Source organism: Bacillus sp. JS (assembly GCF_000259365.1).
Taxonomy (GTDB): domain Bacteria; phylum Bacillota; class Bacilli; order Bacillales; family Bacillaceae; genus Bacillus; species Bacillus stercoris.
Genome location: NC_017743.1, coordinates 1,650,034 through 1,665,329, shown reverse-complemented (window position 1 = coordinate 1,665,329; position 15,296 = coordinate 1,650,034). Strand labels below are relative to the sequence as shown.

At 43.4% G+C, this 15,296-nt stretch carries 17 protein-coding genes, 1 riboswitch and 1 other annotated feature; all 17 genes read right to left on the bottom strand.

Translation table 11 applies throughout. From position 1 onward, the window contains the following. Positions 1 to 131: 131 nt before the first annotated feature. Positions 132 to 677, bottom strand: a complete 546-nt coding sequence (gene pyrR, locus MY9_RS08525; RefSeq protein WP_003221477.1) for a bifunctional pyrimidine operon transcriptional regulator/uracil phosphoribosyltransferase — start codon at positions 675 to 677, stop codon at positions 132 to 134. Positions 678 to 858: 181 nt separating this feature from the next. Further along, positions 859 to 1,770, bottom strand: coding sequence for an RluA family pseudouridine synthase (locus MY9_RS08520; RefSeq protein ID WP_014663907.1), 912 nt, complete (start codon positions 1,768 to 1,770; stop codon positions 859 to 861). Between the two features lies 1 nt (position 1,771). Continuing rightward, positions 1,772 to 2,236, bottom strand: a complete 465-nt coding sequence (gene lspA, locus MY9_RS08515; protein ID WP_014663906.1) for a signal peptidase II — start codon at positions 2,234 to 2,236, stop codon at positions 1,772 to 1,774. 103 nt (positions 2,237 to 2,339) lie between these two features. Then, on the bottom strand, positions 2,340 to 2,714 hold the full coding sequence (gene ylyA / locus MY9_RS08510; protein ID WP_014476755.1) for a sporulation-related RNA polymerase-binding protein YlyA: 375 nt from the start codon (positions 2,712 to 2,714) through the stop codon (positions 2,340 to 2,342). 145 nt (positions 2,715 to 2,859) lie between these two features. Next, positions 2,860 to 5,625 (bottom strand): isoleucine--tRNA ligase, encoded by a 2,766-nt coding sequence (ileS, locus tag MY9_RS08505; protein ID WP_014663904.1) that lies wholly within the window; start codon positions 5,623 to 5,625, stop codon positions 2,860 to 2,862. A gap of 52 nt (positions 5,626 to 5,677) precedes the next feature. Beyond that, positions 5,678 to 5,904, bottom strand: a binding site (T-box leader). A 62-nt stretch (positions 5,905 to 5,966) separates the two neighbouring features. After that, positions 5,967 to 6,461 (bottom strand): septum site-determining protein DivIVA, encoded by a 495-nt coding sequence (gene divIVA / locus MY9_RS08500; protein ID WP_003221468.1) that lies wholly within the window; start codon positions 6,459 to 6,461, stop codon positions 5,967 to 5,969. 93 nt (positions 6,462 to 6,554) lie between these two features. After that, the gene (locus MY9_RS08495) at positions 6,555 to 7,328 is read right to left on the bottom strand and encodes a YlmH family RNA-binding protein (protein WP_014663903.1); all 774 of its coding nucleotides are present in this window, start codon (positions 7,326 to 7,328) and stop codon (positions 6,555 to 6,557) included. A gap of 60 nt (positions 7,329 to 7,388) precedes the next feature. Beyond that, positions 7,389 to 7,661 carry a YggT family protein gene (locus MY9_RS08490; RefSeq protein WP_003221463.1) on the bottom strand — a complete coding sequence of 91 codons (273 nt, stop codon included), beginning with the start codon at positions 7,659 to 7,661 and terminating at the stop codon, positions 7,389 to 7,391. 6 nt (positions 7,662 to 7,667) lie between these two features. Then, complete coding sequence (gene sepF / locus MY9_RS08485; RefSeq protein WP_014476753.1) at positions 7,668 to 8,123, bottom strand: cell division protein SepF; 456 nt, start codon at positions 8,121 to 8,123, stop codon at positions 7,668 to 7,670. After that, positions 8,120 to 8,812 carry a YggS family pyridoxal phosphate-dependent enzyme gene (locus MY9_RS08480; RefSeq protein WP_014663902.1) on the bottom strand — a complete coding sequence of 231 codons (693 nt, stop codon included), beginning with the start codon at positions 8,810 to 8,812 and terminating at the stop codon, positions 8,120 to 8,122. Before MY9_RS08480 ends, sepF begins: the two co-directional genes overlap by 4 nt. A 5-nt stretch (positions 8,813 to 8,817) precedes the next feature. Continuing rightward, a complete protein-coding gene (gene pgeF / locus MY9_RS08475; protein ID WP_041521330.1) occupies positions 8,818 to 9,654 on the bottom strand; it encodes a peptidoglycan editing factor PgeF in 837 nt (278 codons plus the stop codon). Between the two features lie 162 nt (positions 9,655 to 9,816). After that, on the bottom strand, positions 9,817 to 10,062 hold the full coding sequence (locus tag MY9_RS08470; RefSeq protein ID WP_003232153.1) for a YlmC/YmxH family sporulation protein: 246 nt from the start codon (positions 10,060 to 10,062) through the stop codon (positions 9,817 to 9,819). A gap of 82 nt (positions 10,063 to 10,144) precedes the next feature. Further along, positions 10,145 to 11,425: an N-formyl-4-amino-5-aminomethyl-2-methylpyrimidine deformylase gene (gene ylmB / locus MY9_RS08465; protein WP_014663898.1), complete on the bottom strand. Its 1,281-nt coding sequence runs from the start codon at positions 11,423 to 11,425 to the stop codon at positions 10,145 to 10,147. Between the two features lie 84 nt (positions 11,426 to 11,509). Further along, a riboswitch (TPP riboswitch) is annotated at positions 11,510 to 11,611 on the bottom strand. A 10-nt stretch (positions 11,612 to 11,621) separates the two neighbouring features. Next, the gene (locus MY9_RS08455; RefSeq protein WP_014663897.1) at positions 11,622 to 12,416 is read right to left on the bottom strand and encodes an ABC transporter ATP-binding protein; all 795 of its coding nucleotides are present in this window, start codon (positions 12,414 to 12,416) and stop codon (positions 11,622 to 11,624) included. Positions 12,417 to 12,563: 147 nt separating this feature from the next. Further along, entirely contained in the window at positions 12,564 to 13,346 is a 783-nt protein-coding gene (gene sigG, locus MY9_RS08450) for an RNA polymerase sporulation sigma factor SigG (RefSeq protein ID WP_014663896.1), read from the bottom strand. 139 nt (positions 13,347 to 13,485) lie between these two features. Further along, the gene (sigE, locus tag MY9_RS08445; RefSeq protein ID WP_003221446.1) at positions 13,486 to 14,205 is read right to left on the bottom strand and encodes an RNA polymerase sporulation sigma factor SigE; all 720 of its coding nucleotides are present in this window, start codon (positions 14,203 to 14,205) and stop codon (positions 13,486 to 13,488) included. A 62-nt stretch (positions 14,206 to 14,267) separates the two neighbouring features. Beyond that, a complete protein-coding gene (spoIIGA, locus tag MY9_RS08440) occupies positions 14,268 to 15,197 on the bottom strand; it encodes a sigma-E processing peptidase SpoIIGA (RefSeq protein ID WP_014663895.1) in 930 nt (309 codons plus the stop codon). Positions 15,198 to 15,296: the final 99 nt, after the last annotated feature.

Here is a 15,296-nt window from a genome sequence, read left to right as displayed (position 1 = left end):
AATGGCTGTATAAAAAAACCTCTTTGCTATTTTTACGCAAAGAGGCATACAAAGACCTGCCGAATACTTTTCGGGTCTTTGTTGTGCACCTCTTTGCAACCTCTCTGGATTGCCCTTAAAAAGGTGATCTATTATTCATTTTCATAAATGGCGACGAGATCGTTTTGATCTACCTCATCAAGCTGAACCATAACCTTTTCAGCCTTTGATGTCGGGATGTTTTTCCCGATATAATCCGCTCGTATCGGCAGCTCCCGGTGTCCCCTGTCAACAAGCACAGCCAGCTGAATGGAGGAAGGTCTGCCTACATCAACAAGCGCATCCATACCTGCTCTGACTGTTCTTCCGGTATAAAGGACATCATCAACGAGAATGACTTTTTGATCTGTGATATCTACCGGAATATCTGCACCTTTCACAAGCGGTTCTTCGTTGCTCGTTTTTTTAGAAAGATCGTCTCTGTAAAGGGTAATATCAATTTCACCAACTGTAACAGGATTTCCTTCAATCTGTTCAATTCGTTCCGCAAGGCGTTTTGCCAGGTAAATCCCTCTTGTCTTAATGCCGACAAGAATGCAGTTATTCATCCCTTTATTGCGTTCGATCATTTCGTGCGCAATCCTGGTCAAGGCCCGTCTGATTGCCTGTTCGTCGAGAATGACAGCTTTTTGATTCAATGTGTGACACCTCACAGTTTATATAGAAGAAAAAACCCCTCCTGCCAGAGCATAGAGGGGTTTTAGGACAAGGTGCGCACTATACACGCATCCCGTCTATCCGTTATCCTTCTCAGCCTCTCTGGACTGTTTTAAAGAATCTATTCAGCTTCGTTTATTATTTCAGAAAAGAAACACTCTGTCAACCGTTTTTTCTGAGGGTTTCGATTAATTCTGCCATATCATCAGGAAGCGGCGCTTCAAATTCGACATATTCTCCTGTTCGCGGGTGGTCAAAACCTAAAACGCCCGCGTGAAGCGCCTGGCCGTTAAAGTCGATTGTTTTTCTCGGACCATATTTCGGGTCGCCCGCTAATGGGAATCCGATATATTTCATATGAACACGAATTTGATGGGTTCTCCCTGTTTCAAGCTGGCATTCCACTAACGTAAAGTCCTGAAAACGCTCAAGCACATGAAAATGAGTGACAGCGTTTTTGCCATCACGTGTCACAGTCATGCTTTGACGGTCTTTTTTATCCCGCCCGATCGGCGCGTCAATTGTGCCGTCATCATGAGAAATAAGCCCGTGGACAACAGCCGTATACTTTCGCGTGACCGTTTTGTTGACCAATTGGTTTACAAGTGACTCGTGTGCCATATCATTTTTCGCCACCATTAATAAGCCGGACGTGTCCTTATCGATTCTGTGAACAATCCCCGGACGCATCACACCATTTATTCCGGAAAGGTCTGTACAATGAGCCATAAGGCCGTTTACAAGTGTGCCCGTAAGATGACCGGGTGCTGGGTGTACAACCATTCCGCGAGGCTTATTGACAACCAGCACATCCTGATCTTCATAATAAATATCAAGATCCATAGGTTCTGCCAGGACGTCGAGCGCTTCCGGTTCGGGTACAGTGACGGTCACCTGATCACCCGGCTGAATTTTATAATTCGCTTTCACCGCACTCCCGTTCACGACAACCTGTCCGTCTTTTACCCATTGCTGAACCTGGGTTCTTGACCAATCATTCTCAGTTGATGCCAAAAATTTATCAATCCGCTCACTTTTTTGTTCTTCTGAAGCGGTTATATCAATTTGATTCATGCTATTGCTCCTTTTTCTTTTTCCCGCTGTCCAACAGCATTTGTATAAATAAAAGCATGACGCCGACACATAGTGAAGAGTCCGCGATGTTAAAAATCGGGTAATTGTAATTCACAATTATAACATGGATAAAATCCACAACTTCTTGTCTGACAGCCCGATCGATAAAGTTGCCGATGGCACCGCCAAGCATAAGCCCGAGGGCAACGCCAAGAAGCCTTTGTCCTTTTGTGTAACGCTGTATGTAATAAACAATACCAATAATAACAGCGGTTGTTATGAGGTAGAAAAACCACATCTGACCCGCTAATATCCCCCATGCAGCACCCGTATTGCGATGGGAGGTGATATAGAATACCTGATCAATGATCGGAATGCTTTGGCCAAGTTCCATGTTCTTAACGACTAGCCATTTTGTCAATTGATCGGCTGCAATAATAAGTAGTGCAATTATATAATACAGCACAAACGTTCCTCCAGTTTACGGTTACTTTAATCCATTATGCATTTTATCAATAAAAAGCACTGGAGTAAAGAAATATCAGGCATATTAACTGGTCAGACACTGTTTATTCATACAGTGCCTGACCATATTCGATATCCGTTGATTTCCATATCGGAAGCGTTTTTTTTTCGAATTGGACAGAATAAAGAAAATCGTTTGCTGTTCGGGCCGTCGGCAGCACCGCCAGCTTTGAAAGAGGAATGGGGGCCCCGGTTTCTTCACAGTATCCGAATGTGCCGTTTTCGATTTTCGACAATGCAAGGAGAACGTCTTGAAGCTCTTCTTTAATGTGATAGATCAGAGTTGCTTTTTGTTTATGATTGATTGCTGCTTGCGGGCTTGTAGAAACCTGAAAGCAAGAATACTCAAATAATCTCGACTGTAATTCTTCTTTCATCAGAAGAAGTTCCGTGTAAATTGCGGTCAGTTGATCATTCATTCTTCACAACTCCTGCTCTTAACGTAGTACCTTTATTGTTGCCTATGAATGATGATCTAAAGCCCATAAGATTTTTCCTGCCGTTCTAAAGGATGTCACTCTTGGCACAAAAAAAGCCCGGCTTTTACGCCGGGCCCCTTTTGCATTATTTTTCATAATATTTTTCAACGATTTCAGCGTTGCGTAATGAAAGTGTAGGATATTTCGGATTTGCCCCTACATCTTTTGAAATCACACGTGATCTCTCACACATTTCGCCTTCCGCTTTCTCGACAGCGATTTTACCCGTCGGAAAGCTTTGCGCATCGTTCGGCGCTTCCTGTTCTTCACTGATTGTCAGTTCTGACACAATAAACAGCTGAGAAAGATTTTCTTTAATGGAAGCCAAGAGCTCTTTGTTTTCTTTATTTGGATACAATTTCAGGTTAGCTTCCAATGATTTACCGATAATTTTTTCATTCCGCGCAGTTTCTAATGCTTTTAGCACGTCATCACGAAGAGCCATAAAGCGGTCAAATTTTTCTTCAGTCGCTTCACTGTTTGGAACTGCGATTGTTTCCGGCATATCTGTCAGCTGAACGCTCTGCTCTTCAACAAATGTTAAATGAGACCATAATTCGTCAGCCGTATGCGGAAGGATAGGCGCTGAAAGCTTCACTAATGCAAGAAGCGTTTCGTAGAATACTGTCTGCATGCTGCGTCTATCCGGATGATCCGCATGCTCGATGTAAACAATATCCTTTGCAAAATCGAGATAGAATGAGCTTAATTCGATTGTGCAGAAATTATGGATGCTGTGATACACAACCGCAAATTCGTACTCATCATACGCTTTTTTCACTTTATCAATCAGTTTGTTCAGCTTAATCAGCATATACTGATCCACTTCACGAAGTTCTTCAACAGCCACCGCATTTGTTTTTGGATCAAAATCGAAAAGGTTGCCGTGAAGGAAACGGAACGTGTTACGGATTTTACGATATACTTCCGCAACCTGCTTCAGAATGGCGTCAGACACGCGAACATCCGCCTGATAATCCACTGAAGATACCCATAATCTTAAGATGTCCGCACCAAGCTGTTTCATAACTTTAGCCGGAACAACAACGTTACCGATTGATTTACTCATCTTGCGTCCTTCTCCATCCAGTGCGAACCCATGGCTGAGCACACCTTTATACGGCGCTTTACCTGTTACGGCTACTGCTGTAGAAAGAGAAGAGTTAAACCAGCCGCGATATTGGTCAGATCCCTCTAGGTATAAATCAGCCGGACGAACGAGGTCATCACGTTCTTCAAGTACTGCTTGATGTGAAGAGCCTGAATCAAACCAAACATCCATGATATCCTGTTCTTTTGTAAATGTGCCGTTCGGGCTTCCAGGATGTGTAAAGCCTTCCGGAAGAAGGTCCTTTGCTTCTTTTTCAAACCAAATGTTTGATCCGTGCTGTCTGAATAATTCAGAAACATGTTCAATGGTTTCATCCGTAATAATCGGTTCTCCATTTTCGGCATAAAATACCGGAATCGGCACACCCCACGCACGCTGTCTGGAAATACACCAGTCTCCGCGGTCACGAACCATGTTGTGCAAACGCTGCTCGCCCCATTCAGGAACCCACTTGGTTTCTTTGATGGCGTCCAGCAGGTCTGATCTGAAATCTTTAATTGAAGCAAACCATTGCGCTGTCGCTCTGAAAATGGTTGGTTTTTTTGTTCTCCAATCGTGCGGATAAGAATGAGTAATGAATTCAAGCTTCACAAGTGCGCCTTTTTCATCAAGCTGCTGTGTGATCGCTTTGTTTGCATCATCATAGAACATGCCTTCAAAGCCAGGAGCTTCGCTTGTCATGACACCTTTTGCATCAACTGGGCAAAGCACGTCTAAGCCGTATTTTTGGCCGATGATAAAGTCATCTTCCCCATGCCCTGGCGCTGTATGAACACAGCCCGTTCCGGCATCAGTTGTTACGTGTTCACCTAGCATAACGAGAGAATCCCTGCCATATAGCGGGTGTTCAGCGATAATGTTCTCAAGGTCCTTCCCTTTGACCGTTCTTGTTACTTCATACTGATCAAATCCGCATGCAGACGCAACATTTTCGACTAAAGCACTTGCTACGACAAAGCGGTCTTCGCCTACTGCAATCACGCTGTACTCAAGATCAGGATGCACTGAGATTCCGAGGTTCGCCGGAATTGTCCAAGGTGTTGTTGTCCAGATGATGATACGTTCACCATTTTCAAGAACGCCTTTTCCGTCTTTTACACCAAAAGCGACATAAATAGATGCTGAACGTTTGTCTTGATATTCGATCTCGGCTTCAGCCAAAGCAGACTCACTTGAAGGTGACCAGTTAACCGGTTTAAGACCTTTGTAAATGTAGCCTCGTTTTGCCATTTCACCAAATACGCGGATTTGCTGCGCTTCGTATTCCGGTTTTAATGTCACATATGGGTTTTCCCAATCGCCGCGGACACCAAGACGTTTAAATTGCTCACGCTGTCCCTCGATTTGCTTCCAAGCGTACTCTTCGCACAGTTTGCGGAATTCAGCTACTGACATTTCTTTGCGGTTGACTTTTTTGTTTTTTGTCAGAGCTGTTTCAATTGGCAATCCGTGTGTATCCCAGCCTGGTACATACGGTGCGTTGTAGCCGCTCATTGATTTAAAGCGGACAATGAAATCCTTCAAAATCTTGTTAAGCGCGTGGCCCATATGAATGTCGCCGTTAGCATACGGAGGTCCGTCATGTAAAACAAATTTCGGGCGGTCTTTCGTCCGTTCCTGCACAAGACGATAGATATCCTCTTCCTCCCATTTCTTTTGAATGTCAGGCTCACGGTTTGGCAAATTTCCACGCATCGGGAAATCTGTTTTTGGCATTAAGAGCGTGTCTTTAAAATCCATTTTCATTCCTCCACTGCATTTTTTCAGAAAATAAAAAAAGCCCTCTCATCCCATAAGGGACGAGAAAGCTTATCTCGCGGTACCACCCTTTTAGAAAAAGCCAGCATACGCTTTTTCCTCTTGAGCATCGTAACGTGATGAACGTCCTAACCTACTGTGAGTTCAGAAAGGAAACTTAAGGGCTGATCTACATGATTCCGGCCATCCCGGACTCTCACCATCTCCGGGTCGCTATGAAGGCCTGAAGGAAACATGACTGTCCCTTTCAACCGTTTTTTCATCTGAATTTATGAACGTATTATATTCGACAAGCTAAGAAAATGTCAAGACAATCAGAGAATTTATTCCTTTTCCTCAAATACAGCGTCGACTTCATACTCAAGGAGATGATCCCAATCGTCATTTTTCAGAAGATCGAGCTGAGCCTCAATCAGCATTTGGAAACGTGTTCTGAACACTTTAGACTGTTTTTTCAGCTCTTCGATTTCCATGGCGATTTTTCTTGATTTTGATAACGATTCGTTGATAATGCGATCAGCATTTTTCTCCGCTTCCCGTACGATCAGCTTTGCCTCTTTTTGAGAATTGCGTTTTACGTCTTCAGCTGCTTCTTGGGCAACTAAAATCGATTTATTCAATGTTTCTTCAATATTGGCAAAGTGTCCGATTCTTTCATCTAGCTCATTGACTTTCGCTTCTAGTTCCGTTTTCTTCCGGAGAACAATTTCGTAATCTTTTCTGACTTGCGCTAGAAATTCATTTACTTCATCTTCATCATATCCGCGAAAACTTTTTGTAAACGTCTTGTTGTGAATATCATTTGGCGTTAATGGCATGATGCCACCTCCATTTTTACATTTCAGTACGGTTATCTAGTTCACATTATAAAACAAATTTCGCACAGATGGAGAAAAAAACTGAAAAACCGACTATTTTTGTCGTTCAAACGTAACTCTCCATTTGTCTTTTTTGGTTTTTCCTTCGATTTTGGATAAACTGCAGCGGCCAAAGCCTCTGATAGACAGCATGTCCCCTTCTGCCACTATGTAGGAAGGATCTTCAACTACCTTCCAGTTCACTTTTACGAGCCCGTTTTTCACAAGTGTCTGTGATTTCTGGCGGGATTGCCTGCTCATAGAGGCACAGACAGCGTCAAGCCTTAAAGAAGAAACCGTGTCATCTCTTATTTCGACATCAATAGCCGGAATGTTAAGGTCTGACAAGCCAATTTTCTCAAGGCTGACCGTCGCTTTGCCTGCTTGAGTCAGCTGTGCGGCCACAAAATCAGCGGTATCGGCTGATACAATCAATTGCACAGCTGATTCAGAAAACACGATGTCACCGAATTTTTGCCGCTTTAATCCTATGCCCATTAATGCACCAAGCAGAGAACGGTGATCTACTGAGACAAACTTGTCAGCATAACGGACATGAAACGCCTGCAGTTCAAAATCCGATTCTTCTGGAGTAATGTATTCTGGATACAGAATCGCCCGTTTCCGCTCCGCTCTGTCATAGCCGCCGGAAAAAGCAAGCCCGACGTCTGTCTGTCCCGTAACAGCAGTGAGGATGACCTGCTCTCGAGGGTCTAAAAAGTCGGTCAGCTTCATTCTGTACTGCTCCTGGACAATTCTTTTCCATTCGAGCGCCTGATCAATAAAGGCCCGCTCGTCTTTTCTGAAGTGCTGATAGATATCGCTCATCGTCTTTCCCTTCTATGTAAAGAGGCTTGGCTGCTGCCAAGCCCCTATCAAACTGTCACATTAAAACGCAATCATGCGGTAAAGTCCCCACAAGCCAGTAGTCGCAAATCGAAGCACAAGGATTGCTACGATTGGTGAAATATCCAGCATTGCAATCGGAGGGATGATTTTTCTGAATGGTTCGAGATATGGTTCACAAATCGATGCTAAAAAACGCCCGACTGCTGTTTCCCTCGTACTCGGCACCCATGACATAAAAATGTATATGATCAGGGCAAATGAGTATATTGTGATTAATAAGCTTAAAACCGAAAAAACTTGATAAAGGATCATCTCGCTTTACCACCTCTGATGTTCGTCTTCAGATATGAGCTCAGAAATTGTGCCTGATACATCTACGTTATCAGGCGTGCAGAGAAAGATATCTGAGCCGATTCTTTGAATATCTCCGCCGATGGCATAGACGGTTCCGCTTAAAAAGTCAACAATCCGCTTCGCCTGGTCATGCTGTATCCGCTGAAGATTGACGACAACTGCCCGCCGGTTCTTCAAATGGTCGGCTATTTCCTGCGCCTCCGCATAAACGCGCGGCTCACTCAACACCACTTTAGAGGATTTCTGAACACTTTGCAAGCTCACTACATTCTGTTTGCCCGCAGGTTTATTCCCGGTATAAGCCGGCTTTTCTTTTTGCTCATGCTCCTCATGCGATTCCCGCTCTGTCTCAATATATTCATATTCATATTCTTCATCTTCCATCGAGAAAAAGTTTTTCAGTTTATTTTTCATACTCATTGCTGTACACCCCCTGTTTCATTTCCGACTAACGATGAGCCGATTCTAATATAAGTAGCCCCTTCTTCAATTGCAATTTCAAAATCATTTGACATGCCCATCGACAGTTCAGTACACGGAGCGTTCGGCTGCTTCAGTTTCTGAACCTGGTCACGGAGTTCTCTCAGCGACCTGAAACAGCTTCTGATCTGATCTTGATCATCAGTCAGCGGAGCCATTGTCATCAGTCCGGCCACTTGGATATGTTCGAAACCGGAAAGCTCCTGTATGAATGGAATGACTTCTTCTTTTTTCATGCCGTGTTTAGAAGGCTCAAGAGAGGTATTGACCTGCACAAAGCATCGGACAGTACCTTCAGCCCGTTTTTCAATTTCTTTCGCTAATGAGAGCCGGTCTAGGGAATGGATATAAGAAACCGCATTGACGACAGATTTTGCTTTTCTTGATTGCAGACTGCCGATAAAATGCCATTCCGGATTCCCTTTCATCAATTCCTGTTTGCGGAGCAGTTCCGCATCCCGATTCTCTCCGAGGCAGGTGATGCCAGCATCTACTGCCTCCTGTGCTCTTTCAGGTGATACATATTTTGTGACTGCAATAACCGTAACTTCATCGGAGCTGCGGCCCGATCTGTTACATGCTTCGTTTATTCGTTCGTTTATATGTCGTAAATTATCAACAACACGCAAGATCTTTATGCCTCCTTCATTCCGATAAAGGACATCATCCGTCCAGTTTTCCCCTGATCGCGGCGGTGAGAATAGAAAAGAGACGGCTCGCTTTCCGTGCATAAACCGCTGACAGAAATCTGTTCATTTGCCAAACCGCTGTCTATCAGTATGAGGCGGTTCAGCTCTTTCAAATCAAGCTGATATTGTGCCATTGCCGTCTGATTAACGGCACGGTCTGCTGAAACCGGCAATGCGCGGACAGCATCCATGACACGGTCATCTACCGTATAGCATGCTCCGCTGATAGATGGGCCAATAACAGCCTGAATATCTGAAGGATTTGAACCTTCCTTCTCAGTCCATTGCTTCACCATTTCTCTGCCAATCTGTTTGACAGTGCCTTTCCACCCGGCATGGGCAACTCCGACAAGTGATTTAACCGGATCATAAAAGAAAAGAGGCACACAATCAGCAAAGCATAATGCTAAAAATACATTCTTTTCGTTGGTATAGAGCCCGTCCGTTGCTTTTAGCGCTGTGTGATACTCACGGGCGCCTTTTCCCCTATCCCTCTGCGTCACTTTCTGAACGCGATTATCATGTGTCTGATCAGCGAATACCCAAGACTGCAAATCAGTATTAAACATATCGGCAATATATTCACGATTTTTAACTACATCTGCATCTTTGTCATGAACGTGCAATCCTGTATTTAACGATTCAAAAGGCTTTTGGCTGACACCGCCGTTTTTCGTCGTAAATCCGGCAATGACTTTTTTGTTGTTTTGATTCGTTTGAGCCCAGTCTTGTATCATGAGTGTCGAGGGTGTGGTAAGACTAAATGGGTGATATGTATTCATGATGATCCAACCTTTCGACAAACATTTAAAAAAGCGGAATTTCCCACTTATTTTACCACATCTTTCTGCATTCGTTGAGCGCCGATTTGCATATTTCTAAATGAAATGTGCCGGAAGAAACGAGACTTCCGGCATTTGCCAATCCGCGGCAGAAAAGCAGGTTTATGCATGCGGTTCACTTAATCGGACCAAGATTACATCTTCCCCGATTTTTACTATATTTCGCCATGGAATGACCAATTCCTCTTCTTTTCCGAAAAATCCGAGCACTTTCCCATTTCCTCCTAGTATGATCGCCTGAATTTTACCAGTGGTCACATTGATATCAATATCACCAATACTCCCCAGCTTTTTTCCGTTTGAGACATTGACGACATCCTTCACCTGAAATTCTGAAATGCTGATCATTCCATCACGTCCTTTTTCCATCCTTTTGTTCAAGTATATGAACGGGCAGGCTGAACCTTGTCAGCAAGAAGAAATTTTCATGTCACTGTTCTTTTTTCCGGCTGCACCAGCTGATAATAAAATCGAGGATAATTTTTGTATACTCTACTAGCTGCTCAATCGATACCTTCTCATTCACGGAGTGTGCATTGTGCAGATCGCCAGGACCGTATATCACGCATGGAATACCGGCATCATACAGCCACCCACCATCTGTAACCGATTGAGAAACGTCAATAATTGGACTCTCCCGCTTCACTTTCTCATGAGAGGCAGTAAGCGCTAAGACGCCTGGGTGGCCAGGGTCAACTTCCAATGCCGGAAAAATTTCTCCTCTGTCTTCAATCATCGATGAGCCTCCCCACTTAAATACGGGGCGGTTTTCCCTAAGCCAAATATCACTGTCACTCAGCCGATTGACGTAATCTTCTATTTCCGCTGCCACTTGGTCATGGGTTTCATTCGGATAAAAATGGACTGTGATCCACAGCCGGCATTCGTCCGCTATAAAAGCCGCATGTCTGCCGCCTTCTATAACAGCCGGGTTAATTGTATTTGTTCCAGGTTTAAAGCCGGGATAACGTTTCATAATGGACCAGTGGCGCTCAAGCTCACCGAGCCCCGCAATGATTTTCGCCATTTTTTCAATTGCGCTTGCTCCGAATGTTCCTCCGCCTGCGTGAATCATATTTCGTCTCGTTCCATCATGAAATGTTTGACTGCTTTTGATTTCGATCCAGCCTGTAATGACACCGCCTTGGCCTTGAATATGCATATCGCTCGTATCCGCGACAATTGCAAAATCAGCGTGGTAGCCCCTCTTGCAGCATTCAAGCGTGCCGGCTTCTCCAACTTCCTCCCCGATAACCGATTGCAGAATCAGATCACCGGGAAGTTCAATGCCTGCTTCACGAATTAATTTGACAGCAAACAGCACACATGCCATTCCGCCCTTCATATCGGAAGCGCCTCGCCCGATTAAGAGACCGTTTTTTTCAATTGGATGAAATGGATCGTGCTCCCATTCCTCATCCTCTTTTACCTCTGCCACATCTACATGGCCATTGATGATCAGGCTATGATAATCTGCTGAACCTGTTCCCTTTAGCTGGCCTACAACATTGGGGTCTCCAGGGTACACATCCCATTTGTCGATCGAAAATCCTAATTCATTTAAAAATCCCGAAATCCATGACTGAATCCCCTCTGTATTTCTTGCAGGCGGAGCAGGTGTTTGATAAGAAATCAGCGCTTTTGCCAGCTGAATAAGCTCCTCCTTTTGTTCTTCCACTTTTTTGAGCAAAGAGTCTATTTGTTGATCCAATCTAATCCGCTCCTATTCTTCAAAAATAAAAAGCCGCTTCAAGTTATGAAACGGCTCAATAAAAACAAACAGAGTCCTATGCACTCTGTTTATTCACCGCTTCCCTCCGCTGGCATGATCCAGATCAGGTCAAAAGGGTTGAGACAAAGTCTCTCTCAGCTTCGCAAAGCACCCCTAGGATGAATCTATGTGTTTGTCAGGCATTCGTTATCGGCTCAGCTCTTGTTAAAAACGGCCGATCTTGATTCCATAATACATGGATTGGCGTATCAAAAAAAGCGGAAAGTATTTGATCAGTAAGCATTTCCTTTATTTCTCCGGCTCCAAAGACCTCTCCCTGCTTTAATAAAAGAGCTTTATCAAAGACAGGCAAAATTTCCTCAGCATGATGAGTCACATAAAGGATAGATGGTGCATTTTCTTTGTTTGCAATGTATGTAATCGTATCTAACAGCTTTTCCCGGGCAATAAAATCCAGCCCTGTGACTGGTTCATCCAGTATCAGCAGCTCCGGATCGGCCATTAGTGCTCTTGCAATCAATGCTCTTTGTTTTTCCCCTTGAGAAAGGGTTTCATAGCGACGGTCGGCATATTCAATTGCTCCCAAGTCCTCTAACAAACCAATCGCTTTTTCCCTGGTTTCCTTACTTGGCGTTTCATATAACCCAATTGAAGCGTAAGCTCCGCTCAAAGCAATTTCAAAGGCTGAATCTGCCGGGTACAATTTTTGCTGAAGAGCTGCTGAGACGAGGCCAATTTTACGTCTGAGTTTTTCCCCAAGCTCTGTTTTGCCAAATTCATGGCCAAGCACCTGCATCTCGCCTGATGTTGGAAAATAATAAGAGCAAAGCATATTTAACAGTGCTGTCTTCCCGGCGCCATTTAGGCCGTAAAGCACCCAATTTTCCTTTTCTTCCACCTTCCAATGAATATCCCTCAATATCCATTTCCCATTCCGTTTTAATGAGACATTGTCAAGCTGCAAAATCATCGTGGTCCTCCTCTTGATTGCCTTTTGTAATTGTTTTAATTTTCTTAAAACTTCGTACAAACTAGGATACCTTATTTTTTCCAAAACGTAAACCGTCGGCAAACAATAGAAAAGCCTTTAAAACAAAATCGTTTTAAAGGCTTTTCATTATTGATGAATATTTTTATTCATTTGTTTGATAGCCGCTTTTTCAAGTCTGGACACCTGTGCTTGGGATATTCCGATTTCCTCGGCGACTTCCATTTGGGTTTTTCCTTGGAAGAATCGTTTTCTCAAAATCATTTTTTCCCTATCGTTCAGCCTTCTCATGCCCTCTTTTAAAGCCAGCTCTTCAATCCATTGTGTATCTGTATTGCGCTCATCACTGATTTGGTCCATCACATAAATCGGGTCTCCGCCGTCGTTATAGATCGGTTCAAATAGAGAAACCGGATCCTGAATGGCATCAAGCGCAAATACAATTTCCTCATGCGGTACTTCAAGAACTTTTGCGATGTCTTCTGCAGTCGGCTCCTTGCTTGTCTCACTGATTAACCGCTCTCTTACCTGAAGCGCCTTGTAAGCGATGTCCCGGAGTGATCTTGAGACACGGATCGGGTTATTATCGCGTAAATACCTGCGGATCTCTCCGATAATCATAGGTACAGCGTATGTTGAAAACTTAACATTGTGGCTTAGGTCAAAATTATCAATGGATTTCATTAGTCCGATGCAGCCGACTTGAAATAAGTCATCAACATACTCCCCTCTGTTATTAAATCGTTGAATGACACTTAAGACAAGACGCAAGTTCCCATTTACAAGCTTTTCTCTTGCTGAATCATCGCCTTCATCCTGCAGCTGCCTAAACAGCTTTCTCATCTCTTCATTCTTGAGTACTGGTAATTTGGAGGTATCCACCCCGCAGATTTCGACTTTATTTCTCGACACTTTTTTCCCTCCCTACAGGAGCTGCTGTACACCGTTAAGTATCTCCTTGGGTGGGAAAAATATGCACTGCAATCAGGCCGAAAAACTGTCGGAATCAGGAAACCCCTGTAAAATCAAGGGGTTCTATCCATAAAATTTTTTACACCATTTTGTTGAACTCTTTTCTCAATCTTTTTATAATTCGTTTCTCAAGCCGTGAAATATAGGACTGTGAAATCCCCATCATATCCGCTACATCCTTTTGGGTTTTTTCTTCTTCACCGACAAGCCCAAACCGCAGCTCCATAATTTGCTTTTCCCTCTCATTAAGCTGTTCAAGCGCTTTTTTCAAAAGCTTTTTATCTACGTTAGCTTCTATGTCTTTAGTGATGATGTCATCGTCTGTGCCGAGCACATCAGAAAGCAAAAGCTCATTGCCGTCCCAATCAATATTAAGCGGTTCATCAAAGGAAACCTCTGAACGGATTTTGTTGTTTCTCCTCAGATACATCAGAATTTCATTTTCTATACAGCGGGAAGCATAGGTCGCCAGCTTAATTTTCTTTTCTGGATTGAATGTATTCACAGCTTTGATCAATCCGATGGTACCGATGCTGATTAAATCCTCTATGTTAATTCCCGTATTTTCAAATTTACGGGCGATATAAACGACCAGGCGCAAATTGCGTTCAATTAAAATGGCACGTGCCGCCTGATCGCCGTTTGGGAGCTTCATTAACAACACCTGCTCCTCATCTTTAGACAATGGAGGCGGCAGGGCTTCACTCCCACCTATGTAGTAGACTTCATCACTTTTCAGCCCAAGTTTCATCAGCAGCTTATACCAGAGGTGCGTCAACCGTAATTTTAGTTTTTTCATCTTCCTCTCCCTTCTAAATGTACCGCCGTTTGAGTATGATAAGTAACGGACATTTGCGAACTTTATGAAACGTGTTTGACAGCCTTGCCCGAAAGCATTTTCGGATGAATAATAGCATCAAACTCGCCATCTGCCGACAGCTTTGTTGTGCTGATACCGATTAAGCATTTATCTGCACAAATCATTTCTTCTTTTGTCATAATCGTTACGTGATCTGGTTTAACGCATAATAAAAATTGATTTTGCTGACCAACTCCCCTGTATGGAATCAACCTCATTTTATCTAAAAAGCGAAATGAATCATCAAGCTGTTCGATGGCTTCCAGCGGGTCTGTGTTTCGAATGATCATCGTTTCGGCTGCTCCGAAAATCGACTCCAATTTATCAACGTAAATGATCATAACCGGTGTTTTTGTAAGAGGATCGTACAGCTGATTGCCCGAATCAATCAGGCCTCTGACATGAAGTGTTTGGTTGCCCAAATCGGCCTGCACGCTGACTCGTTCCTCATATTGAATGTTTTTTGTTTCAATATCTTCGATTCTTCTTTTAGAAAAAAACCATAATGCTGGAAAGCCAGCAACAATAAACAACCAGCTGATCGGGTCTCCAAACCCTGTTTGATTGGTAATCATGACACCGTTTCGAACAATAGAATTTGACTGCAGCAAAGAATGAGCTCCGATAATTCCTCCCCCCATTAAAAAAGTGGCAAAATAAAAGGAAAACAAATTTTGAAAGAAAAAGCGAAATCTTTTAAAGCCAAATGTCACCAGTACAATCACAACTGAAAAAGCTAGCTTCCCAGCCGGATGGTCAACAATCGGCGAAAAAGGAGTAAACATCAAAAGGACAATACTCGAACCGATGAACGCCCCGCCTATCAGTCTTCTTTTTTTCACATGCCGTTTTAAAATAAATGCCGTGAGCAAAAGCAAAAGTGCATCAAAACAAAAGTTTAACAGCCAAATGACATCTAAATAGATTTTCACATCTGACTCCTTTCTTTCTTGCCTCACGCTGTTCCTCTTCTTGCTCCATAAGTATAAAGCAAGCTCTGTGGGAAAGTCTGTCAATTAATGTTGAGAGGA

Coding starts and splice junctions, on each gene's coding strand:
- MY9_RS08495 (WP_014663903.1), bottom strand. CDS start 7,328: ATGAGCGATATCTATCAGCACTTCAGAAAAGACGAGCGGGCCTTTATT.
- sepF (WP_014476753.1), bottom strand. CDS start 8,123: ATGAGTATGAAAAATAAACTGAAAAACTTTTTCTCGATGGAAGATGAA.
- ileS (WP_014663904.1), bottom strand. CDS start 5,625: ATGGATTTTAAAGACACGCTCTTAATGCCAAAAACAGATTTCCCGATG.
- MY9_RS08490 (WP_003221463.1), bottom strand. CDS start 7,661: ATGATCCTTTATCAAGTTTTTTCGGTTTTAAGCTTATTAATCACAATA.
- MY9_RS08520 (WP_014663907.1), bottom strand. CDS start 1,770: ATGAATCAAATTGATATAACCGCTTCAGAAGAACAAAAAAGTGAGCGG.
- MY9_RS08470 (WP_003232153.1), bottom strand. CDS start 10,062: ATGATCAGCATTTCAGAATTTCAGGTGAAGGATGTCGTCAATGTCTCA.
- sigE (WP_003221446.1), bottom strand. CDS start 14,205: ATGAAAAAACTAAAATTACGGTTGACGCACCTCTGGTATAAGCTGCTG.
- divIVA (WP_003221468.1), bottom strand. CDS start 6,461: ATGCCATTAACGCCAAATGATATTCACAACAAGACGTTTACAAAAAGT.
- MY9_RS08455 (WP_014663897.1), bottom strand. CDS start 12,416: ATGATTTTGCAGCTTGACAATGTCTCATTAAAACGGAATGGGAAATGG.
- ylyA (WP_014476755.1), bottom strand. CDS start 2,714: ATGAATGATCAACTGACCGCAATTTACACGGAACTTCTTCTGATGAAA.
- pgeF (WP_041521330.1), bottom strand. CDS start 9,654: ATGAATACATATCACCCATTTAGTCTTACCACACCCTCGACACTCATG.